The sequence below is a fragment of the Streptomyces sp. NRRL B-24085 genome (assembly GCF_001282115.1).
Classification (GTDB): Bacteria; Actinomycetota; Actinomycetes; order Streptomycetales; family Streptomycetaceae; genus Streptomyces.
In genome coordinates this window covers 1-22,662 of sequence record NZ_LJBR01000152.1, presented here as the reverse complement: position 1 = coordinate 22,662, position 22,662 = coordinate 1, and the positions used below count along the sequence as shown (strand labels likewise).

General features: G+C 71.9%; 16 protein-coding genes. 14 read left to right on the top strand and 2 right to left on the bottom strand.

The window, feature by feature from the left end:
* On the bottom strand, positions 1-1,119 hold a 1,119-nt coding region (locus AOJ26_RS18090), incomplete at its 3' end, for a hypothetical protein (protein WP_053849350.1).
* Positions 1,120-1,264: 145 nt separating this feature from the next.
* On the opposite strand from AOJ26_RS18090, the gene AOJ26_RS18085 reads away from it, so the two are divergent.
* From AOJ26_RS18085 to AOJ26_RS44920, 3 genes are all read left to right on the top strand, one after another.
* The gene (locus tag AOJ26_RS18085; RefSeq protein ID WP_053849349.1) at positions 1,265-2,191 is read left to right on the top strand and encodes a proline dehydrogenase family protein; all 927 of its coding nucleotides are present in this window, start codon (positions 1,265-1,267) and stop codon (positions 2,189-2,191) included.
* A 39-nt stretch (positions 2,192-2,230) separates the two neighbouring features.
* On the top strand, positions 2,231-3,862 hold the full coding sequence (gene pruA / locus AOJ26_RS18080) for an L-glutamate gamma-semialdehyde dehydrogenase (protein ID WP_053849348.1): 1,632 nt from the start codon (positions 2,231-2,233) through the stop codon (positions 3,860-3,862).
* Positions 3,863-4,285: 423 nt separating this feature from the next.
* The gene (locus AOJ26_RS44920; RefSeq protein WP_020121043.1) at positions 4,286-4,417 is read left to right on the top strand and encodes a hypothetical protein; all 132 of its coding nucleotides are present in this window, start codon (positions 4,286-4,288) and stop codon (positions 4,415-4,417) included.
* Positions 4,418-4,469: 52 nt separating this feature from the next.
* On the opposite strand, the gene AOJ26_RS18075 is transcribed toward AOJ26_RS44920, so the two are convergent.
* The gene (locus AOJ26_RS18075) at positions 4,470-6,020 is read right to left on the bottom strand and encodes a purple acid phosphatase family protein (RefSeq protein WP_053849347.1); all 1,551 of its coding nucleotides are present in this window, start codon (positions 6,018-6,020) and stop codon (positions 4,470-4,472) included.
* 143 nt (positions 6,021-6,163) lie between these two features.
* On the opposite strand from AOJ26_RS18075, the gene AOJ26_RS18070 reads away from it, so the two are divergent.
* The 11 genes from AOJ26_RS18070 to AOJ26_RS18020 form a co-directional block, all read left to right on the top strand.
* Positions 6,164-7,240, top strand: coding sequence for a 3-isopropylmalate dehydrogenase (locus AOJ26_RS18070; RefSeq protein WP_053849346.1), 1,077 nt, complete (start codon positions 6,164-6,166; stop codon positions 7,238-7,240).
* Positions 7,241-7,495: 255 nt separating this feature from the next.
* A complete protein-coding gene (locus AOJ26_RS18065; protein ID WP_053849345.1) occupies positions 7,496-8,584 on the top strand; it encodes a branched-chain amino acid aminotransferase in 1,089 nt (362 codons plus the stop codon).
* 133 nt (positions 8,585-8,717) lie between these two features.
* A complete protein-coding gene (ureA, locus tag AOJ26_RS18060) occupies positions 8,718-9,440 on the top strand; it encodes an urease subunit gamma (protein ID WP_053849344.1) in 723 nt (240 codons plus the stop codon).
* Entirely contained in the window at positions 9,437-11,146 is a 1,710-nt protein-coding gene (locus AOJ26_RS18055; RefSeq protein WP_053849343.1) for an urease subunit alpha, read from the top strand. Before ureA ends, AOJ26_RS18055 begins: the two co-directional genes overlap by 4 nt.
* A gap of 17 nt (positions 11,147-11,163) precedes the next feature.
* Positions 11,164-12,180, top strand: coding sequence for an agmatine deiminase family protein (locus AOJ26_RS18050; protein WP_053849342.1), 1,017 nt, complete (start codon positions 11,164-11,166; stop codon positions 12,178-12,180).
* 14 nt (positions 12,181-12,194) lie between these two features.
* Positions 12,195-12,800, top strand: coding sequence for a TetR/AcrR family transcriptional regulator (locus AOJ26_RS18045; protein WP_053849341.1), 606 nt, complete (start codon positions 12,195-12,197; stop codon positions 12,798-12,800).
* A 104-nt stretch (positions 12,801-12,904) separates the two neighbouring features.
* The gene (locus AOJ26_RS18040) at positions 12,905-14,944 is read left to right on the top strand and encodes a PD40 domain-containing protein (protein WP_053849340.1); all 2,040 of its coding nucleotides are present in this window, start codon (positions 12,905-12,907) and stop codon (positions 14,942-14,944) included.
* A 26-nt stretch (positions 14,945-14,970) separates the two neighbouring features.
* The gene (locus AOJ26_RS18035; protein ID WP_053849339.1) at positions 14,971-16,185 is read left to right on the top strand and encodes a TolB family protein; all 1,215 of its coding nucleotides are present in this window, start codon (positions 14,971-14,973) and stop codon (positions 16,183-16,185) included.
* A 309-nt stretch (positions 16,186-16,494) separates the two neighbouring features.
* Positions 16,495-18,099 (top strand): citramalate synthase, encoded by a 1,605-nt coding sequence (gene cimA / locus AOJ26_RS18030; protein ID WP_053849338.1) that lies wholly within the window; start codon positions 16,495-16,497, stop codon positions 18,097-18,099.
* Positions 18,100-18,249: 150 nt separating this feature from the next.
* Complete coding sequence (locus AOJ26_RS18025) at positions 18,250-21,261, top strand: glycoside hydrolase family 3 protein (RefSeq protein ID WP_053849337.1); 3,012 nt, start codon at positions 18,250-18,252, stop codon at positions 21,259-21,261.
* A gap of 48 nt (positions 21,262-21,309) precedes the next feature.
* On the top strand, positions 21,310-22,662 hold a 1,353-nt coding region (locus tag AOJ26_RS18020; RefSeq protein ID WP_053849336.1), incomplete at its 3' end, for a hypothetical protein.

Here is a 22,662-nt window from a genome sequence, read left to right as displayed (position 1 = left end):
GGAGAGGAGGGGGCGTACGGCGGGGTCGTGGGCCGTGTCCGGGGGCAGCGCGGTCAGCAGACGGTACGGGCCGATGCCGGACCACTCCGCGACCGGCCCGAACCCCGGTTCCGCGAGCGCCGCCCGGGCCGCGGCCGAGGCCTCCTGCCAGGCGGTGGCCAGCTCGGCGAGGCCCACGCGGGCGGCGGCGACACCCGCGGCGACACCGGCGGGCCCGGCACCGGGGGCCGGTCCGCTGCCGCCGCCCTTGTTCCCGGTCGGCGCGGACCGGCCGGCGTCGGCCACGCCGGACCTGGCCGGCCCCGGCTCACCACCGTCGCGACCGTCCGCCCCTCGACCGCCCCCGCGTCCCGTCTCCGCGGCCCGCGCCCGTTCCAGCAGCCGTGCCGCCGCCGAGGTCGCCGGTGTCGGGGTGTCCGTCGCGCGCAGGCGCACCAGCACGGCGAGGGACTGGGCCGAGGTGCCCCACGGCACCGTGCACAGGGCCGTCGCGTGCGGGACCGTACGCGCCGAGGGGGCGTCGTCCGGATCGGCGGACGGCCACGGGGCGACGCACACCACGGCGTACGGGCCGTCGCCGCGGGAGCCCAGCTCCGTGCGCAGGGCCGCCACCGCCATGTCGGCCTGCCAGCCGCGCTCGGCGGTCAGCACCGCCCGCAGCTCCCGGCTCAGGTCGGCCCCGTGCTGCGCCTCGTCCGCGAGCAGCGCGCCGATCCGGGCCGTCACCCGCATGGCCGCGTCCAGTTGCCGGTCGGTCGGACCGGGATCGGAGTCCAGGAGCCAGACGTAGCCGAGCACGACCCCCCGATGGCGGACGGGGAGGCAGATCCGCCCCCGGTACACCCCCGCCTCCGGGGTCGGCGGGATGCGTACCGGGGCGCTCGCCCGTGTGATGCCGAAGCCCTCGAACCACGTCCGGACCGCGGCCGTGGAACGCCGGGTCAGGATCGAGCGGGTGCGGACGGGGTCCAGCGCCGACGGATCGAGGTCGCCCTCGCTGTCGTACACCCCGAAGGCGATCAGCTCGAAGTCGCGGTTCTCCAGGGTCGCCGGCGCGCCCAGGAGCTCCGAGATCTCGTCGACCAGCTCCTGGTAGTCACCCTTGTAGTCCCCTGTCACCCGGGCATTCTCGCGCAAAAACACCGCGCTTCATACATCTGTCTGAGATCTGCGGCACGGATGCGTGACAGGTGTCGATGGCCCACGATCGGAGGGATCCTTAGGTTTCACGGTGGTTCTATCTGCTGGTCTGTGGAGGTGCCCCGTGCTGGGTCCCGTGATTCTTGCCGCGTCGCGCAGCGACCGGATGCGACGTCTGATCTCGGCGGCCCCGGTGACCAAGCAGGTCGTCGACCGCTTCATCCCGGGTGAGAGCGTCGACGACGTGGTGCCGATCATCGAGGAGCTCACCGGCCGCGGCCTGGAGCTGACGATGGATGTCGTCGGCGAGGACATCACCACGCCCGAGCAGGCCGGCGCCGCCCGGGACGCCTACCTGGAGCTGATCGACCGGCTGCGCGACCTCGGTCTCGGCGAGCGGGTGGAGATGTCCGTCAAGCTGTCCATGTTCGGCCAGGCGCTCCACGGCGGCCATGAGCTCGCGCTCGCCAACGTCCGGCCGGTCGTCGAGGCCGCCGCCGCCATCGGGACGACCGTCACCCTGGACGCCGAGGACCACACCACCCTCGACTCGATGTTCGCCATCCACGAGGAACTGCGGAAGGACTTCCCGCAGACCGGCTGTGTGATCCAGGCCTACCTCTTCCGCACCGAGGCCGACGCCCGCCGACTGGCCGAGGCCGGCAGCCGGGTGCGGCTCGTGAAGGGCGCGTACAAGGAGCCCGCCGAGGTCGCCTACCAGCAGAAGCACGAGATCGACAAGGCGTACGTCCGGGTCCTGCGCATCCTCATGGAGGGCGAGGGATACCCGATGGTCGGCTCCCACGACCCGCGCCTGATCTCCATCGCGCAGGAACTCGCCCGCCAGGCGGGCCGCAAGCCCGACGAGTACGAGTTCCAGATGCTCTACGGCATCCGCGGCGACGAACACCTGCGCCTGGCCGCCGAGGGCCACCGCATGCGCGTCTACACCGCCTACGGCACCGACTGGTACGGCTACTTCATGCGGCGGCTCGCGGAGAAGCCGGCGAACCTGCGTTTCTTCGTCCGCAGCATGATCAGCAAGGGCTGAGCCCGAACACCCGCTCAAGTTCAAGGAGTTACGGATCTCATGGACGCTGTGACCCAGGTCCCCACCCCCGTCAACGAGCCGGTGCACGGCTACGCCCCCGGTTCGCCCGAGCGGGCCCGGCTGGAGGCGAAGCTCAAGGAGCTGGCCGACAACCCGGTCGACCTGCCGATGACCATCGGCGGCGAGAAGCGCATGGGCGGCGGCGAGCCCTTCCAGGTCGTGCAGCCGCACAACCACAAGGCCGTCCTCGGCACCCTCCGCAACGCCACCCAGCAGGACGCCCGGGACGCCATCGACGCGGCCCTCACCGCCGCGCCCGCCTGGCGCGCGATGTCCTTCGACGACCGTGCCGCGATCATCCTGCGCGCCGCCGAGCTGCTCTCCGGCCCCTGGCGCGAGACGCTGGCCGCCTCCACCATGCTCGGCCAGTCCAAGACCGCCCAGCAGGCCGAGATCGACACGCCCTGCGAGCTCGTCGACTTCTGGCGCTTCAACGTCAAGTACGCACGTGACCTGCTCGCCGAGCAGCCCCCGGCGAACGCCCCCGGCGTCTGGAACCGCCTCGACCACCGCCCCCTCGAAGGCTTCGTCTACGCGATCACGCCGTTCAACTTCACGGCCATCGCGGGCAACCTGCCCACCGCGCCCGCGCTCATGGGCAACGTGGTGGTCTGGAAGCCCTCCCCGACGCAGACCCACGCCGCCGTGCTGCTCATGCAGCTCCTGGAGGAGGCGGGCCTGCCCAAGGGCGTCATCAACCTCGTCACCGGCGACGGCATCGCCGTGTCCGAGGTCGCCCTGGAGCACCGCGACCTCGCGGGCATCCACTTCACCGGGTCGACGAAGACCTTCCAGCACCTGTGGAAGACGGTCGGCGCGAACATCGAGAAGTACCGGACCTACCCGCGCCTGGTGGGCGAGACCGGCGGCAAGGACTTCGTCGTCGCCCACCCCTCGGCCGACCGCGCGATCCTCAAGACCGCCCTGACCCGCGGCGCCTTCGAGTACCAGGGCCAGAAGTGCTCGGCGACCTCCCGGGCCTACATCCCGGCCTCGATCTGGAACAGCGGCTTCCGCGAGGAGTTCGCGGCCGAGGTCGACGGCATCCGCATGGGTGACGTCACCGACCTGTCCAACTTCATCGGCGCGGTCATCGACGAGCGGGCCTTCGCCAAGAGCAAGGCGGCGATCGACCGCGCGAAGTCCGACCCCACCTGCACGATCGTCGCGGGCGGCACCTACGACGACTCGGTCGGCTGGTTCGTCCGCCCGACCGTCGTCGAGTGCACGGACCCGGAGAACGAGGTCTTCACCACTGAGTACTTCGGCCCCTTCCTCGCGGTGCACGTCTACGAGGACGAGAAGTACGAGGAGATGCTGACCCAGATGGAGTCGGCGTCCGACTACGCCCTCACCGGCTCGGTGATCGCGTCCGACCGCGCGGCGGCGGCGTACACGATGGAGAAGCTGCGCTACGCGGCCGGCAACTTCTACATCAACGACAAGTCGACCGGTGCCGTCGTCGGCCAGCAGCCCTTCGGCGGCGGCCGCGCCTCCGGCACCAACGACAAGGCCGGCGCCCCCCAGAACCTCCAGCGCTGGACCCTGACCCGCGCCATCAAGGAGACCCTGGTCCCGCCGACCGACTACGGCTACCCGCACATGGGCTGACACCACGTCAGCCGACGAGAAGGGGCCGGGCTGTCGCCCGGCCCCTTCGTGCGCGCACCATGCGGGCATGACCGTGATCACCGGACAGGGACCTGGACGCCGTACGGCACCACTTCGGCCTGGACAGCGCAGCAGGACCGTGCGACTGCCTCCCGGCTCTCCCGGGTGCTCCTTCGTCCTCGGTGAAACCGCAGGTCAGCGGAGGGTGATCCACTCCGCCGTCTCAGATAGTAGGAAGTCCGAGTAATTGTGGAGACAGACCGGGCCTCCTCCCTTAGCTTTGTAGGAGCCGAACGTCTCGCTCGATCAAGCGAATGGCGGTCGTGAGCCGGGCCCCGTGCAGGCAACCCCTGCGGCCCGTCGCTCCCCGCCCCTCCGGCGTCTCGTTGTCCCCCTCCGTGCATTCGAAGGAGTCGATTCCTCATGGCCGAGACGACCGCCCGCCGTCGAGTCCGTCACACCTCCCGTACGAGCGAGTCCGACCGCAAGAACGCCGCCGCAGCCCTGCAGCGCGCCCTCGACCGCCGTGACAACGGCGGCTCGACCGGTCACTGACCGGTCCCCTCCAGCCGGGAGCCGCACCCGTGAGAGGTGTGGCGCGGGCCCGTCAGGCCCCGCGCCGCACCTCGAAGTGGTCGATCCGCTCCCCGTTCTGTGCGAGCGCCGACACCGTCAGCCGCGGCCGGGGCCCGCTCTCCGCCGCCACCGAGAGCAGTGAGAACCCGCGGTAGCGCACCCGCGACCACTCCACGGTCTCCTTCCGCGGCTGCTGCGACCTCGTCCACTGGAACGTCTCGACGGACTCGTGGTCGTGCACGTGCCCCTCGTAGCTCTCCTTCACCCCCGCGGGGAAGCCGTACAGATCCCGGCCGCCCCCGCCGGCCGTGACGTACACGATCCCGTCCCGCGTCGGGTCGGTGGCGCCGCCGACCGGCACCGGCCGGCCCACCTCGCCGCCGCGGATCGCGTCCGTGCGCTCGTAGACGTGGTTGTGCCCGTTGATCACCAGGTCCACCTGGTGCTTCTCGAACAGCGGGAGCCACTCGGCGCGCACCCCGCCGTCGGAGGCGTGCGAGGACGTCGAGTACGCGCAGTGGTGGAAGCAGACGACGACGAAGTCGACATCCGCGGCCGCCCGCAGCTCACCCAGCCTCCTGTCCAGCCACTTCGTCTGCTTTCCGTCCGTGTGACCGAAGTTGGCGGGGATCTCGTACGACACGTCGTTCGCGTCCAGCGCCACCACGCCGACGTTGCCGTACGTGAAGGAGTACGCACCCGGCGCCGAGCGCGGGTCGAAGCCGCTCTCCGGGAGGGACCAGCGGGCGAGCTGGCCGCCGTAGCCGTCGGGGGAGTACCAGGCCTCCATGTCGTGGTTGCCGGTGGTGACCATCCACGGCACGCTCCGCGCGACCTCCTCGTTCTGCTTGAGGAACAGGTCCCAGAAGCCCGGGTCGTAGCCGTCCGACGTCCGGCCCCGGCCGTTGGCGTCGGCGTAGCAGATGTCGCCGGCGTGCAGGTGGAAGGCGGGCTTCTGGCGCAGCAGGAGGTTGTCGTTGGCGGCCGCCGCGGTGCCGACCCCCTGGTCGCCGAAGGCGGTGAAGACGAACCGCTCCGGGCTCGCCGGGGCCGTGCGGAAGCTGGTGACGGTCGCGCGGTGTGCCGCGTCCGCCGGGTCGAAGCCCTCGTGGCCGACGCCGTAGTAGTACGTCGTGCCGGGGAGCAGTCCGTCCAGGGCCGCGTGCAGGTAGTACTGGTCGAGGGCGAGGCGTACGCCGGTCTGGCCGGGGGTGTGCAGGTCGCGCAGCTCGGCCTCGATCCGGTGGCCCAGGCCGTCGGGCCTCGTGCCGACACGGACGTACGGCTTGCGGACCGCGAGCGGGACCTGCCACGAGATCCGCATCTGGGTCCTCGGGTCGGCGCCGAAGGCGAGATGGCGGCCGAAGGGCGCTGCGGCGGAGCCGTGCACCGAGGTCGCGGAGGAGGGTCCGGCGGTGGACGACGCCCTGGTGGAGCAGCCCGTCAGCAGGCCGCCCGCCATCGCGCCCGCGGTCACCAGCGTCCGACGGCGGGTCAGCTTCGTCCGCAGGTACTCGTGCTGCTCGGCCATGCTCATGCGCTGCGCGAGCCGGGGCGGAATGCCGAAGTCGGGGAGGTCCATGGCTGTGAAGTTCCCAGCGGACCTCAACGACCGCCACACCTGAGGGTGAACGTCAGTCGAAGGGCTGACGCCCACGGCCCGCGCCGATGTCCGTATCGCGGACACGCGGTGTCATCCCATGGGACGAGGAGTAGGGTTCCCGCATGTCTCGCAGCATCAATCTCGCAGTGATCCCCGGTGACGGCATCGGCCAGGAGGTCGTGGCCGAAGGTCTGAAGGTCCTCTCCGCCGTCCTTCCGCAGGATGTGAAGCTGGAGACCAAGGACTTCGACTTCGGCGCCCGGCGCTACCACGCCACCGGTGAGACCCTCACCGACGCCGACCTCGACGCGCTGAAGAAGCACGACGCGATCCTGCTGGGTGCCATCGGCGACCCCTCGGTCCCGTCCGGCGTGCTGGAGCGCGGCTTCCTCCTCAAGCTCCGCTTCGCCTTCGACCACCACGTGAACCTGCGTCCCTCGAAGCTGCTCCCCGGTGTCGACACCCCCCTCAAGGGCGAGCCCGCCATCGACTTCGTGGTCGTCCGCGAGGGCACCGAGGGCCCCTACACCGGCAACGGCGGCACCATCCGCAAGGGCACCGAGCACGAGGTCGCCACCGAGGTCTCCGTGAACACGGCCTTCGGTGTCGAGCGCGTGGTCCGTGACGCCTTCGCCCGCGCCCAGGCCCGCCCCCGCAAGAAGCTCACGCTGGTCCACAAGAACAACGTGCTCACCTTCGCGGGCCACCTGTGGACGAACATCTTCAACAAGGTGGCCCAGGAGTTCCCCGAGGTCACCACCGACTACATCCACGTGGACGCGGCGACCATCTACCTGGTCACCGACCCCGCGCGCTTCGACGTGATCGTCACCGACAACCTCTTCGGCGACATCATCACCGACCTCGCCGCGGCCGTCTCCGGCGGCATCGGCGTCGCCGCCTCCGGGAACATCAACCCGAGCGGCGAGTTCCCGTCCATGTTCGAGCCCGTCCACGGCTCGGCCCCGGACATCGCCGGCCAGGGCAAGGCCGACCCCACCGCCACGGTCCTGTCCGTCGCCCTGCTGCTGCGCCACCTCGGCTACGAGGCCGAGGCCGCCCGCATCGAGGAGGCGGTCTCCGCCGACCTCGCCGAGCGCCCCCATAGCCTTAAGGGCATGGGAGGTGCCCCCATCGGCAAGCCCGCCCGCAGCACCGCCGAGATCGGCGACGCGCTGGCCGTACGAGTAGCCGGCTGACCGGGCGGGCCACTCGAAAAGCATTCGAAGCCGCCGGGTCACTCGCACCCGGCGGCTTTCGCATGTCCGCCGCCGGGTGTCACCATCATCCCCCGGGTCGCATTTCACGCCGTTTCTTCCCCGGCTCCCCGCTTGCGATAATCGAACGCGGAGCCGCGGAATGAGGGAATGCTCGGACGTCCTAGCACTGGTCACTGACAGTAAAAGGGCGTGAGCGCGGCCCGTCACTACACAACCGGTGAAGGACAACCACTCATGACGACGCCCACGATCGAGCTCAAGCCCTCCGCCAGCCCGCTCTCCGCCGCCGAGCGCGAGGCGATCCTGGCCAACCCCGGGTTCGGCCGCCACTTCACCGACCACATGGTGACGATCAAGTGGACCGAGGGGCGCGGCTGGCACGACGCGCAGCTCGTCCCGTACGGCCCGATCTCCCTCGACCCCTCCACGCACGTGCTCCACTACGGCCAGGAGATCTTCGAGGGCCTGAAGGCCTACCGCCAGGCCGACGGCTCGGTCGCCGTGTTCCGTCCCGAGGCCAACGCGCGCCGCTTCCGCAACTCCGCCCGCCGGATGGCGATGGCCGAGCTGCCGGAGGAGCTGTTCATCGAGGCCCTGGACGCGCTGATCGGCCAGGACGCCGACTGGGTCCCGCCGCACGGTGGCGAGGAGTCCCTCTACCTGCGCCCGTTCATGTTCGCCACGGAGGCCGCGCTCGGCGTCCACCCGGCCAACGAGTACCTCTTCATGCTGATCGCCTCCCCGTCCGGCGCGTACTTCGCCGGGGGCGTCAAGCCGGTCACCATCTGGGTCTCCGAGGACTACGTCCGCGCGGTCCCCGGCGGCACCGGCGACGCCAAGACCGGCGGCAACTACGCGGCCTCCCTCCTCCCGCAGGCCGAGGCCGCCGCCAACGGCTGCGACCAGGTCGTCTACCTCGACGCGGTGACCCGCACCAAGGTCGAGGAGTCCGGCTCCATGAACATCGCCTTCGTCTACGGCGACCGGATCGTCACGCCGTCGCTCACGGGTTCCATCCTCGAGGGCATCACCCGCGACTCCCTCCTCCAGGTCGCCCGGGACCTCGGTTACACCGCCGAGGAGGGTGTGATCACCCTCGACCAGTGGCGCGCCGACGCCGCCTCCGGCGCCCTCACCGAGGTCTTCGCCTGCGGCACCGCGGCCGTCGTCACGCCGATCGGCCACGTCAAGACGAAGACGGACGCCTGGAGCCACGGCGACGGCATGCCCGGCGAGGTCACCCAGAAGCTGCGCGAGGCGCTGCTCGGCATCCAGCGCGGTGTCCGGGAGGACAAGCACGGCTGGATGCACAAGCTGGGCTGAGCCCCGACCGCTCCCGCTCCGGCCGGCCCCGGCCTCCGTCACGACGGAGGCCGGGGCCGTTGCCATGTCCGGGGAGTCGTCGGTTAGAGTGACGCTCTAAAGTTTGAGCGGCGTTCAAAACGAAGGGACCGACATGCGGCTGACTCCCACCGAACGCGATCGGCTGCTGCTCTTCGGGGCCGCCGAACTGGCGCGGGCGCGCAGGGCCCGCGGGCTGCGGCTGAACGTCCCGGAGGCGACCGCGATCGTCGCCGACACCGTGTGCGAGGCCGCCCGGGACGGGGCCCGGCTGGCCGAGGCCGTCGAGCGCGCCCGGTCGGTGCTCGGACCCGACGACGTCCTGCCCGGTGTCGCCGACGTCGTCACCGAGGTGCACGTCGAGGCGGTCTTCGACGACGGTTCGCGGCTCGCGGTCGTCAGCGACCCGATCGGCGGGGGCCTCGGCGAACGGGCGCCCGGCGCGCTGCTGCCGGGGCCCGAGCACGCCGAGCCCGAGCCGGTCGTCCGGCTGACGGTCACCAACACCGCCGCCGTGCCCGTCTCCGTCACCTCCCACTTCCACTTCTTCGAGGCCAACCCGCGCCTGGACTTCCCGCGGGCCGAGGCGTACGGCATGCGGCTCGCGGTGCCGGCCGGCTCGTCGGTGCGGTTCGGGCCGGGGGAGTCGGCAGAGGTCGGCCTGGTGCCGATCGGCGGGGCTCGGGTGGCCGTCGGTTTCGCGGGCCTGGTCGACGGACCGCTGGACGCGCCCGGTGCGCGCGAGGAGGCGCTGCGGCGGGCTGCGGCGTGCGGCTACCTGGGCGCGGGGGAGCACGGCGGTGAGCCGGGAACGCTCGACGAGGGGAGCGCCCGATGAGCCGCCCCGGAGGTCACCCCGCCGAGGCGCGCCGCCTCACCCCCCACGAGTACGCCGCCACCCACGGCCCCCGGGCCGGCGACCGGGTGCGCCTCGGCGACTCGGGGCTGGTGATCCGGGTCGAGGAGGACGCGCAGCGCTACGGCGACGAGTTCCTCGCCGGGTTCGGCAAGACCGCGCGGGACGGGCTGCACCTCAAGGCCACCGCCGTGCGGGAGACCTGTGACGTCGTCGTCAGCAACGTCGTCGTGATCGACGCCGTGCAGGGCATCCGGAAGGTCTCCATCGGCATCCGCGAGGGGCGGATCTGCTCGATCGGGCGGGCCGGCAACCCCGACACCCTCGACGGGGTCGACGTCGTCGTCGGCACCGGCACCTCCATCGTGTCCGGCGAGGGGCTCATCGCCACCGCGGGAGCCGTCGACACCCATGTCCACCTGCTGTCGCCGCGGATCATGGAGGCCTCGCTGGCGTCCGGGGTGACCACGATCATCGGGCAGGAGTTCGGGCCGGTGTGGGGCGTCGGCGTCAACTCGCCCTGGGCGCTCCGGCATGCGTTCGGCGCCTTCGACGCCTGGCCCGTCAACATCGGCTTCCTGGGCCGGGGTTCGTCCTCCCACGAGGCCCCTCTGGTCGAGGCCCTCGCCGAGGGCGGCGCCTGCGGCTTCAAGGTGCACGAGGACATGGGCGCCCACACCCGCGCCCTGGACACCGCGCTGCGGGTCGCCGAGGAGCACGACGTCCAGGTCGCCCTGCACAGCGACGGGTTGAACGAGTGCCTGTCCGTCGAGGACACCCTGAAGGTGCTGGAGGGCCGCACGATCCACGCCTTCCACATCGAGGGCTGCGGCGGCGGACACGTGCCGAACGTGCTGAAGATGGCCGGCGTCCCGAACGTCATCGGCTCCTCCACCAACCCCACCCTGCCCTTCGGCCGGGACGCCGTCGCCGAGCACTACGGCATGATCGTCTCGGTCCACGACCTCAAGACCGACCTGCCCGGTGACGCCGCCATGGCCCGCGACCGCATCCGCGCCGGGACCATGGGCGCCGAGGACGTGCTGCACGACCTGGGCGCCATCGGCATCACCTCCTCGGACGCGCAGGGCATGGGGCGGGCCGGGGAGACGGTCCGGCGCACGTTCGCGATGGCCGGGAAGATGAAGGCCGAGTTCGGGGCGCCCGAGGAGCACGACAACGAGCGCGTGCTGCGCTACATCGCCAAGCTGACCGTCAACCCGGCCATCGCGCACGGTCTCTCGCACGAGGTCGGCTCGATCGAGGTGGGCAAGCTGGCCGACCTCGTGCTGTGGCGGCCGGAGTACTTCGGCGCCAAGCCGCAGCTCGTCCTGAAGTCCGGTTTCCCGGCCTACGGCGTGGTCGGTGACCCCGGCGCGGCCACCGACACCTGCGAACCCCTCGTCCTCGGACCGCAGTTCGGGGCGCACGGCGCCACCCCCGCCGAACTCTCCGTCGCCTTCGTCGCCCGGGCCGCCCTCGACCAGGGCGACGACCGGATGCCCACCCGCAGGAGAAGGGTCGCCGTGCACGGCACCCGCGGCATCGGACCGGCCGACCTGCGCCTCAACTCCCGTACCGGCGCTGTGGACGTCGACGGACGCACCGGCCTGGTGACGCTGGACGGGGAGCCGCTGTCCTCCGCGCCGGCCGACTCGGTCTCCCTCAACCGCCTGTACTTCCTCTAGGACACCCAGGACCCCCGATGACCTACCGCATGCCGCCCGAATGGGCCCCGCACGAACGCACCTGGATGGCCTGGCCCGGCCCCAACCCGACCTTCGCCGACGACGGCGAGCTGGCCGCGGCCCGCGCCGCCTGGGCGTCCGTGGCCCGCGCGGTGCGCCGCTTCGAACCGGTGACGATGGTGCACGGCCCCGGGCACGCCGAGTCCGCGCGCGCCCTGCTCGGCCCGGACGTGGAACTCGTGGAGCGCGAGCTCGACGACGCCTGGATGCGCGACATCGGCCCGACCTTCGTCAAGGACGAGCAGGGCCGACTGGCCGCCGTGGACTGGGTGTTCAACGGCTGGGGCGGCCAGGACTGGGCCCGCTGGGAGCACGACTCGAAGATCGCCCGCCAGGTCGCCGACCTCGCCGGGGTCCCGGTGCTCGGCAGCCCGCTCGTCAACGAGGGCGGCGCGATCCACGTCGACGGCGAGGGCACCGTCCTGCTCACCGACACCGTCCAGCTCGGCGCCGGCCGCAACCCCGGCTGGACCCGGGAACAGGTCGAGGCGGAGATCCACGCCAAGCTCGGCACCACCACCGCCATCTGGCTCCCGCGGGGTCTGACCGGCGACTACGGCAGGTACGGCACCCAGGGCCACGTCGACATCGTCGCCGCCTTCGCCCGCCCCGGCGTGGTCGTGGCGCACGTCCAGCCGGACCCGGCGCACCCGGACCACGAGGTGACCAAGGAGGTCGTAGGCCTGCTGAAGTCGGCGACCGACGCCCGCGGTCGCCGTCTGGAGGTCGTCGAGGTGCCCGCGCCGACCGTCCTGGAGGCCGACGGCCACTGGGTCGACCACTCCTACATCAACCACTACCTCTGCAACGGCGGCGTGGTGCTCTGCGGCTTCGACGACCCGCGCGACGAGACCGCGGCCGGCATCTTCCGGCGGCTGTTCCCCGAGCGCACGGTGACGCTGGTCGACGCCCGTACGATCTTCGCGGGCGGTGGCGGCATCCACTGCATCACCCAGCAGCAGCCGAGGACCTAGGGCGAGGAGTGGACATGGCCGGTGGGCGCAGGCAGGCCCCGCCCCGCGAGGAGGTCCTCGCGGCGGCCATGGAGATGATCGCGGAACGGGGCCTGGAGAAGCTCACCATGGCCGCGCTCGGCCGCGAGGTCGGCATGAGCAGCGGCCATCTCCTCTACTACTTCCGCTCCAAGGACGAACTGCTGCTGCGCACCCTGGAGTGGAGCGAGGGGCGGCTCGGCGCCGAGCGCGCCCGGCTGCTCAACCGCACCGCGACCGCCCGTGCACGGCTGGACGCGTACGTCGACCTGTACGTGCCGGACGGCCACCGGGACCCGCACTGGACCCTCTGGCTGGAGGTCTGGAACCGTTCGCAGAGCGCCGCCGCCGACGCGGCCGCCCGTGACCGGCAGGCCGCGATCGAGGGCGCCTGGCACCGTGACCTGGTCGCGCTGCTCGCGGAGGGGGTCTCGCTGGGCGAGTTCCGCGCGGTCGACCCGGACCGTTTCGCGGCCCGGCTGCGGGCCCTCCTGGACGGCTTCTCCATCCACGTGGCGATCGGGCTGCGCGGGACGGACCGGGGGACGATTCTCGGCCACGTACGGGAGTTCCTCGACGAGAGCCTCCTCGCGGACGCGTGACCTTCCGCCCGGGTTGTACGCAATAAGGCCGATTGACCCTGTGGTCGCCGGTGGGTTTGCCTCGAAAGGACCACCAGCGTTCCTGGACACCACAGGGGGGAAACATGTCCAGAGCCGCCGTGTGCCTCTTGGGCGCGGCCCTGCTCGTCGCGACCGCCGGCGCCAACGCCTCTGCCGCATCCCACGCCGACCGCCCCGCCACCGCGTCCCGTACCGAGCGCGTGAGCACCGCCGCCGACGGCAGCCAGGCCGACGGACCGTCGGGCGACGCCGCGATCAGCGCCGACGGCCGCCGAGTCGCGTTCGTGTCCCGCGCCCCGAGCTTCGGCTGCGCCCGCTTCACGCCCTGCCTGCTCGTGAAGGACGTGTCCGGCGGCGAGGTCACGAAGATCGACCTCGGCAGCGGCCACACGTACAGCTCACCGGAGCCGAGCGCCGACGGGAGCCGTATCGCCTTCTCGGCGGGCACCCGCTTCCCGGCCCCGTACCTGTACGACCGCGCCACCGGCCGTGCGGAGAGGCTGTGGCCCCAGGACCCGCCCGGTCCCAACGAGTTGGGGCACGCGGAGTCGATCAGCCCGGACGGCACGCACGTCGCATACACCCTCGGGAACCGCAACGGCGACGCGAGCACCCGGCTGCTGTACGTCCGCGACACGGCCACCGGCACCGACGCACTGGTCTCGCCGGCCGAGGAGGGCCAGAAGATCGGGGCCTCGGTGAGCGGCGACGGCACGCGGGTCGCGTACGGTCTGCGCGTCGACAGCGAGCAGGATCCCGCCGACGTCTACGTCAGGGACCGGACTACGGGCGAGCGGACCCAGGTGGACACCGGCCTCGGAGCCGCCCACCTGGTCCGCATCACCGCGGACGGCCGCCGAGTCCTCCTCGACGCCGAGAGCGGCCTGTACGTCCACGACCTGCGCACGGGCACGAATCGGCGGGTGGCCGACGGGAACCCCGGCCCGGCCACGGCGGACGGCCGCTACGCCGTCGTCTCCGGCGAGGACGGCACGCGCGTGCGGGACCTGCGCACCGGGGCGCGCGGGGCCGCTCTGCCGCGGGACGCGCAGGTGCCGGACAACGGGCTGACCGCCAAGGGCCGTGCGGTGGTGTTCCGTTCGTCGGCCTCCCATCTGGTGCCGGGCGACACCAACGGGGAGTCCGACGTGTTCGTCTTCTCCGGCGCCCTGCGGAGGAACCCGGCGCCGATGCCGTCCGTCACCGAGCGGATCGCCGGCCCCGCCGGGGCGTCCCACGACCCGGTGACGGGGGAGAACAAGGTGGTCTCCTTCACGTCGGAGGGCGACGTGTTCGTGAGCACCCCCGGCGGGTTGTCGAAGGTCAACTCGGAAGGCCAGAAACCCTCGTCCGAGGGCACGCCCTGCTACAGCGGCCGCATGGTCGGCTATGTCGCCCCCTCCGCCGACGGCGGTCCGGGCGTCCACGTCCGCAACCGCTCGGTCGGCAAGCTCACCAGCCTGGGCTCCTACGAGGGCGTCCGCTTCACCTGGATGGGACAGCCCGTGGTGAACCCCACCTGCCAGTGGCTCACCTTCGCGGCGACCCTCCCCGCCACCGGCGCCGACCCGGATCCGCAACCCCGTGTGTACCGCTTCGAGTTCAACGGCGGTGACACCGACGTGGTCAGCGCCCCCACCGGCGAGGCCGCGGGACATCCGTCGGTCGACTACTCCGGCCGGTACGTCGCCTTCGAGCAGGGCGGCTCCGTGTACGTCCGTGACCTGGACACCGGCGCCCTGGAGAAGGCCGCGGCGCACGCGACGGCACCCTCCCTCGGCGCGGACGGCCGCAGGATCGCCTACCAGCAGGGCCGCACCTCCGCCGTCCGTGATCTCGACACCGGCACCACGACCCGGGTCGGGGGCACCGAGCCCTCACTGTCGGGAGACGGCACCCGGGTGGCGTACACCTCGGGCGGGTCCGTGTACGCGCTCGAACTCTCCACAGGAAAGCGCCAGTTGATCAGCGTCGACCGCTGGGGCGGCCGCAACGACCGGCCGGCCGGACACCCCTCCGTCAACGCCGACGGCACGGTCGTCGCGTTCGAGTCGGCGTCACCCGATCTGGTGGAGGGGGACACCGACGGGGTGACGGACGTGTTCCTGCGGACAGTGCAATGACAACGACCGGACACGGGGGAACCACCATGCACAGCAGGAAACGCCTCGCGGCCGCGCTCCTCGCGGCCCTCGCCACCGCGGCACTCACGGGCCCCGCGGCGGACGCCGCACCCAGGGCCCCGCACACCGAACCCGTCAGCGTCACCCCGGAGGGCAAGGCGGGCAACGGCGTCACCCGCACCGCGGTCATCAGCCGCAACGGCCGCCACATCGCCCTGACGTCGGACGCCGAGGACCTGGACCCGAAGGTGCCGCACAGCGGCATGTACCTGCGCGACCCGCACACCGGCAAGCTCCGCTTCGCCGGTTTCGGGGGCCTCGTGGCGGTCCTGGACGACGGCCGCTACGTCTACGCCGAGTACCGTGCGGACTCCTCGGAGGTGTGGATCGACGACATCGACACCGGCAAGCGGGTCGGGTTCGGCATCGAGGTGCCCGAGGGCTTCGGCGGGCGGCCCGCCGAGATCTCCGTCAGCCCTGACGGCCGCTACGCCGTCTACACCCTCCAGGACACCACCGAGCACACCAGCGTGGTCTTCCTGCGCGACCGCCTCAAGGGCACCACCGAGCGGATCAGTCACCCCAGACCGACCTGGGAGCCGCGCAACGCCTTCCAGCCGACGGTCAGCGACGACGGGCGCCGGATCGTCTACCAGTACAACTATGCGAACGGCCCGCGCGGCGACGACTGGGGCGACGTCTGGATGTACGACCGCACCACGGGCGAGCACATCCAGATCGACCGCTCCTACGACGGCTCGGGGACCGAGAAGGAGTCGCTGAACCCGTCGATCAGTGGCGACGGCCGCACGGTCGTCTTCGAGTCCCGGGACACCCACCTGGTCCCCGGCGACACCGACGCGAGCTGGAACGTGTTCGTGCACACCGTCCGCACCGGCACCAACCAGCGCGTCCACGGCACCCAGGGCGGCCCCGGTGAGGTCTTCACCCGGGGCGCGGCGATCAGCGCCGACGGCCGCTGGCTCACCTTCACGTCGGAGGTGACCGAGCCCGGCAGCCGGTACGGCAAGGAATACCCCGTCTATCTGAGGGACCTGAGGAAGGGCACCACCACCCTCGTCACCCCCGACACCACCGGGGGCACCGCGACGGCCGACGTCCTGCCGGGCCGGATCGCCGACGGGGCCCGCCGGATCCTCTTCCAGTCCGCCGACCCGACGCTGATCCCGGCCGGCGACACCAACGACGGCACCGACGTGTTCGTACGACACCTCCGATGAGCTGCGCAGTGCTCGCATCCTGAGACGGAGGGTGAGCACGGGGGCGGTCTGTGCCAGACTTCCCCCGTGCTCTCGTTCGCCATGATTATTGGCAGCAGGCGCGCCGGTCCGCAGTGACCGCCACGTACGACCAGGTACGGGCGGACACCGTCGTCCTCGACCCGCGCGCAGACCTCTCGCACCCGCGAGGGGTTTTTCGCTTTTTCTGGCCCACCCGCAGCCGGAGGCGAGAGCGCGAGGGAGTATGTGGGGGCGGTGGAGCCGGTCATTCCGGTACGACCGAGATCGATCCTCAGGAGCCTTGAGACCATGACCGCAACCAGTGAGCTCGACGATCAGTTCCACGTCTTCGACACCACCCTGCGCGACGGCGCCCAGCGGGAGGGCATCAACCTCACCGTCGCGGACAAGCTGGCCATCGCACGGCACCTGGACGACTTCGGCGTGGGCTTCATCGAGGGCGGCTGGCCCGGCGCCAACCCGCGGGACACCGAGTTCTTCGCCCGGGCCCGCGAGGAGATCGACTTCAAGCACGCCCAACTCGTCGCGTTCGGCGCGACCCGCCGGGCCGGGGCCAAGGCCTCCGAGGACCCGCAGGTCAAGGCGCTGCTGGACTCGGGCGCCGAGGTGATCACCCTGGTCGCCAAGTCGCACGACCGGCACGTCGAGCTGGCCCTGCGGACCACCCTGGACGAGAACCTGGAGATGGTCCGCGACACCGTGTCGTACCTGCGCGAGCAGGGCCGCAGGGTCTTCGTCGACTGCGAGCACTTCTTCGACGGCTACCGGGCGAACCCGGAGTACGCGAAGGCCGTCGTACGGGCGGCCTCGGAGGCCGGCGCCTCCGTCGTCATCCTCTGCGACACCAACGGCGGCATGCTCCCGGCGCAGATCCAGGCCGTGGTCTCCACCGTCCTCGCCGACACCGGCGCCCGCCTGGGCATCCACGCCCAGGACGACACGGGCTGCGCGGTCGCGAACACCCTCGCCGCCGTGGACGCGGGTGCGACCCACGTGCAGTGCACGGCGAACGGCTACGGCGAGCGGGTCGGCAACGCCAACCTGTTCCCGGTCGTCGCGGCCCTGGAGCTGAAGTACGGCAAGAAGGTCCTCCCCGACGGCAGGCTCCGCGAGATGACGAGGATCTCGCACGCCATCGCCGAGGTCGTCAACCTCACCCCCTCCACCCACCAGCCCTACGTCGGCGTCTCGGCCTTCGCCCACAAGGCGGGGCTGCACGCCTCGGCGATCAAGGTCGACCCCGACCTCTACCAGCACATCGACCCCGAGCAGGTCGGCAACACCATGCGGATGCTGGTCTCCGACATGGCGGGCCGCGCCTCGATCGAGCTCAAGGGCAAGGAGCTCGGCATCGACCTCGGTGGCGACCGCGAGCTGGTCGGCCGGGTCGTCGAGCGGGTCAAGGAGCGCGAGCTCAAGGGCTACACGTACGAGGCGGCGGACGCCTCCTTCGAACTCCTGCTGCGCGCCGAGGTCCAGGGCGGGCCCCTCAAGTACTTCTCCGTCGAGTCCTGGCGCGCGATCGTCGAGGACCGCCCCGACGGCTCCCACGCCAACGAGGCCACGGTCAAGCTCTTCGCCAAGGGCGAGCGCATCGTCGCCACCGCCGAGGGCAACGGCCCGGTCAACGCCCTCGACCGCGCCCTGCGCGTGGCCCTGGAGAAGATCTACCCCCAGCTCGCCAAGCTCGACCTCGTCGACTACAAGGTCCGCATCCTCGAAGGCGTCCACGGCACCCAGTCCACCACCCGCGTCCTGATCTCCACGTCGGACGGCTCGGGCGAGTGGTCGACGGTCGGCGTCGCCGAGAACGTCATCGCGGCCTCCTGGCAGGCCCTGGAGGACGCGTACACCTACGGGTTGCTGCGGGCGGGCGTGGAGCCGGCCGAGTAGGGCCCGTTGGAGCCCTCGGCGAACTCGCCGGCCTCGCCGGCCTCGCCGAGGGCTCATGGCCGACGGGTGTCTTGACGGACCCGCGTGCCCTCAGTTCACTCACGCCGTGAGGTAAGTCCTGAGTGAATCCTGAGAGCCGAGGGAAGGTCCATGCGAAGAACCGCCCTGCTCGTCTCCGCCGCCCTGCTCACCTCCCTGCTGCCCCTGGCCGTCGCCCGGGCCGCCGACGATCCGCCCCCGATCCCCGTCGACCGCTTCGAGGGCGAGGTGCCCTTCGCGAACCCGCCCGCGGGCGGCATCTTCACCTGGGGCGGCGACACCGACGACCCGCCGACTCTCGCGCTGAGCAGGCGCGACGACGCCCCGGAGGGGGACCAGGTCCTCTCCGGCACCTACGACATCAGCGGCTACGGCGGCTTCACGCACGACTTCGCCTTCGCCGAGCCCGCCCACGACTGGTCCGCCCACAAGGGCATCCGGCTCTGGTGGGAGGGACAGGACAACGGCAGGAAGATCGCCCTCGAACTCAAGGACGGCGGCGCCAACGGCGAGGCCTCCGAGCTGTGGACGACGTCCTTCACCGACGACTTCACCGGCTGGAAGCAGATCGAGATCCCGTTCACGGACTTCGTGTACCGGACCGACTACCAGCCCGTCGGCGGCATCGACCACGTCCTCGGACTGACGCAGATGTGGGGGTACGCCCTCACCCTGCCCGTCGGCGCACCGGGCCGGTTCGCCCTGGACGGCGTCGAGTTGTACGGGAAGGCCGACCAGTCGCTGCGCGCCTCGGTGCTCACCGACTCCGCCGTGTACCCGGTCGACGAGGGCGGCACGGCCGCCGTGAAGGTCACCGTCGCCACCACCGGATCCGCACCGATCGACGAGCCCGTGACCGTCGCCTACGAGACGGCCGGCGGCACCGCCTCGAACTCCGACTACACGCCTGTGAAAGGCGAGTTGACCTTCCCGGCGGGCACCGCCTCCGGCACCACCCGCACCGTCCGGGTCCACACCCTCAAGGACAAGGCGGCCGCCGAGACCGCCGAGACCGTCCCGCTCAGGCTCACCGTGACCGGCGCCAAGGCCCCCGCCGAGACCCCGCAGGTCGTGATCGACGCGCACGGGCTGCCGTATCTGAACGCCAAGCTCCCGGTGCGCAAGCGGGTCGCGGACCTCCTCTCCCGCATGTCCCTCGCGGAGAAGGCCGGCCAGATGACCCAGGCCGAGCGCGGAGCCGTCGGGACCGGGGCCGACATCACCGCCGAGGACCTCGGCTCGCTGCTCTCCGGCGGCGGTTCGACCCCCACGCCGAACACCGCCGAGGCGTGGGCGAGGATGATCGACTCCTTCCAACTCCGGGCACAGGCGACCCGGTTCCAGATCCCGCTCATCTACGGCGTCGACGCCGTGCACGGCCACAACAACCTGGTCGGCGCCACGGTCATGCCGCACAACATCGGCATCGGGGCGACCCGCGATCCCCGGCTCGCCGAGCGGACCGGGGCCGTGACCGCCGCCGAGGTCCGCGCCACCGGCGTCCCCTGGGACTTTGCGCCCTGCCTCTGCGTCACCCGTGACGAACGCTGGGGCCGCTCCTACGAGTCCTTCGGCGAGGACCCGGCCCTCGTCGAGACCATGGAAACCGTCATCCAGGGCCTCCAGGGCGCCCGCGACGGACGCGACCTGAAGGACGACGACAAGGTCCTCGCCACCGCCAAGCACTTCGTCGGCGACGGCGGCACCGCGTACGGCTCCTCCACCACCGGCACCTACACCATCGACCAGGGCGTCACCACGGTCACCCGCAAGCAGCTGGAGGCGGTCCACCTCGCTCCCTACCGGTCGGCCGTGGACCGGGGCGTCGGCACGGTCATGCCGTCGTACTCCTCGCTCGACATCGTCGGCGACGGCCAGGGCCCGGTGAAGATGCACGCCCGCGCCGACATGATCAACGGGGTCCTCAAGGGCAGGCTCGGCTTCGACGGCTTCGTCATCAGCGACTGGAACGGCATCGACCAGATCCCCGGCGACTACGCCTCGGACGTCCGGACCTCCGTCAACGCGGGTGTCGACATGGTCATGGCGCCGTACGCCTACAAGGACTTCCGCACCGCGCTCGTCGCGGAGGTGCGGGCCGGGCGCGTCAGCGAGCGGCGGATCGACGACGCCGTCTCCCGCATCCTCACGCAGAAGTTCCGGCTCGGGCTCTTCGAGAAGCCGTACGCCGACACGAGCGGCGCCGCGAGGATCGGTTCCGCCGGGCACCGGGCCGTGGCGCGGGAGGCGGCCGCCGCCTCGCAGGTGCTGCTGAAGAACGCCGGGGGCGTGCTCCCGCTGAGGAAGTCGCAGAAGGTGTACGTCGCCGGATCGAACGCCGACGACATCGGCAACCAGAGCGGCGGCTGGACCGTCACCTGGCAGGGCTCCTCCGGTGACATCACCCCCGGCACGACGATCCTGGAGGCGATGCGGAAGAACTCCGCCGCGCTGACGTACTCCCAGGACGCCTCCGCCCCGACCGCCGGCTACGACGTCGGTGTGGTCGTCGTCGGCGAGACCCCCTACGCCGAGGGCGTCGGGGACGTCGGCAACGGCCACGACCTGGAGCTGTCCGCCGCCGATCGGGCCGCCGTCGACAAGGTGTGCGCGGCCATGAGGTGCGCGGTGCTGATCGTCTCCGGGCGGCCGCAGCTCGTCGGGGACCGGCTCGGCGACATCGACGCCCTGGTCGCCTCCTGGCTGCCGGGCACCGAGGGCGACGGCGTCGCGGACGTCCTGTACGGCCGGCGAGCCTTCACCGGCAGGCTGCCCGTCACCTGGCCGCGGTCCGAGGCCCAGCTGCCGATCAACGTCGGAGACCCGACGTACGACCCGCAGTTCCCGTACGGCTGGGGCCTGACCACCCTCACCAAGGTCCCGCAAGGCGGGACGGCCACGCTCCGGGCGCTCGCGGTCGCGGCCGGGGCCGCCGAGCGGGCCGGCGCCGACGACAGGGGCCGCGCCCTGGTCGAGAAGGCCCGGCTGATCGTCCAGCGGAAGGCGGACGGGCGGATCACCCCCGCCTTCGCCGCGCCCTTCGCCGACGCCGACCACCTCCTCGCGACCGGACGCTACGGAGAGGCGGTGCGGAAGCTGACGGAGGCGTACCGGGCGGCCTGAGGACGGCCGGGCAGGTCTCTTTCGGGAGGCTTCGGGTAGCGTCGAAGTATGAAGGCCACCGCGCAGGCCGTAGTACGGACCCGAAGCCTCCCGGGGCTGCTGTTCGCCCTGGTGCTGATGGCGCTGGCCGCCCTGGCGGGGGCCGCCCCGCCCGCTTCGGCCACTCCGGCCGCCACCGGCGTCTCGGAGATCGGCCAGGCCCTCCGCGAGAACCCGGTCTACGTCGATCCGGCCGCCGCGGCCCAGTTCTCCGCCAAGGACGCGGACGCCCTGGCGGACCGGATCACGAAGGCGGACAAGCCGCTGTTCGTCGCGGTGCTCCCCGCCGACTACCCCAAGCAGGACCTGTTCACCAAGCTGCGCACGGCGACCGGCATCACCGGCGTCTACGCGGTCCGGCTCGGTGACGCCTTCGACGCCCGCGCCGACTCCTCGGTCCTGCCGAGGGCGGCCGTACGGAATCTGGTGACCACCGTCGAGGGCGAGGACACCCGCACCCAGTTGACCGACTTCACCGCCGCCGCGGTCACCAACATGGGCGGCTCGGCCCCCTCGACCTGGCGGTCCGAGGACGACGGCGGCGGGGTGTCGAGCACAGCCCTGCTCACCGTCGGCGCGGTGCTCGTGGCCGGTGGCGCGGGCGCGTACACGCTGGTGCGGCGCAACCGGCGCCGGCACGCGGAGGAGCAGCGGGCCGCGCTGGAGAAGCTGCGGGTCGTCGTGGACGAGGACATCACGGCGTTCGGCGAGGAACTGGACCGGCTGGACTTCCACCCCGCCGAGACGGGCGCCGACGACGCCATGCGCGCCGACTACGAGCGGGCGCTGGACGCGTACGAGCAGGCGAAGTCGTTGATGGCCGCGGCCACCAGACCCGAGGACGTACGGGCGGTCACCCAGGCCGTGGAGGACGGCCGCTTCTCCCTGGCCCAGCTCGCCGCGCGCCGCGAGGGCCGGCCGCTGCCCGAGCGCCGGGTCCCCTGCTTCTTCGACCCCCGCCACGGCCCCTCCGTCACCGACGCCACCTGGACGCCGCCGGGCGGCGCCCCGCGCGAGGTCCCGGTCTGCGCCGCGGACGCCACCCGTCTGGCCGACGGCCGGGACCCGGTGATGCGCGAGGTCGACACCGACCAGGGCCGCCGCCCCTACTGGGACGCGGGCCCGGCCTACGGTCCCTGGGCCGGCGGCTACTTCGGCGGCGGCCTGCTGCCCGGCCTGCTGGTCGGCACGGTCCTCGGCAGCATGATGGCCACGCCCGCCTACGCGGCCGACTACGGCTCCGGTTACGGCGACTTCGGCGGCGGCTACGAGGGCGGCGACCTGTCCGGCTCGAACTTCGACTCCGGGGACTTCGGCGACTTCGGAGGCGGAGGAGACTTCGGCGGTGGCGGCGACTTCGGG

Bases quoted from the DNA above. Each gene is read 5' to 3' on its own strand.
- pruA (WP_053849348.1), top strand. From the start codon at position 2,231: ATGGACGCTGTGACCCAGGTCCCCACCCCCGTCAACGAGCCGGTGCAC.
- AOJ26_RS44920 (WP_020121043.1), top strand. From the start codon at position 4,286: ATGGCCGAGACGACCGCCCGCCGTCGAGTCCGTCACACCTCCCGTACG.
- AOJ26_RS18075 (WP_053849347.1), bottom strand. From the start codon at position 6,020: ATGGACCTCCCCGACTTCGGCATTCCGCCCCGGCTCGCGCAGCGCATG.
- AOJ26_RS18070 (WP_053849346.1), top strand. From the start codon at position 6,164: ATGTCTCGCAGCATCAATCTCGCAGTGATCCCCGGTGACGGCATCGGC.
- AOJ26_RS18065 (WP_053849345.1), top strand. From the start codon at position 7,496: ATGACGACGCCCACGATCGAGCTCAAGCCCTCCGCCAGCCCGCTCTCC.
- ureA (WP_053849344.1), top strand. From the start codon at position 8,718: ATGCGGCTGACTCCCACCGAACGCGATCGGCTGCTGCTCTTCGGGGCC.
- AOJ26_RS18055 (WP_053849343.1), top strand. From the start codon at position 9,437: ATGAGCCGCCCCGGAGGTCACCCCGCCGAGGCGCGCCGCCTCACCCCC.
- AOJ26_RS18050 (WP_053849342.1), top strand. From the start codon at position 11,164: ATGACCTACCGCATGCCGCCCGAATGGGCCCCGCACGAACGCACCTGG.
- AOJ26_RS18045 (WP_053849341.1), top strand. From the start codon at position 12,195: ATGGCCGGTGGGCGCAGGCAGGCCCCGCCCCGCGAGGAGGTCCTCGCG.
- AOJ26_RS18040 (WP_053849340.1), top strand. From the start codon at position 12,905: ATGTCCAGAGCCGCCGTGTGCCTCTTGGGCGCGGCCCTGCTCGTCGCG.
- AOJ26_RS18035 (WP_053849339.1), top strand. From the start codon at position 14,971: ATGCACAGCAGGAAACGCCTCGCGGCCGCGCTCCTCGCGGCCCTCGCC.
- cimA (WP_053849338.1), top strand. From the start codon at position 16,495: ATGACCGCAACCAGTGAGCTCGACGATCAGTTCCACGTCTTCGACACC.
- AOJ26_RS18025 (WP_053849337.1), top strand. From the start codon at position 18,250: ATGCGAAGAACCGCCCTGCTCGTCTCCGCCGCCCTGCTCACCTCCCTG.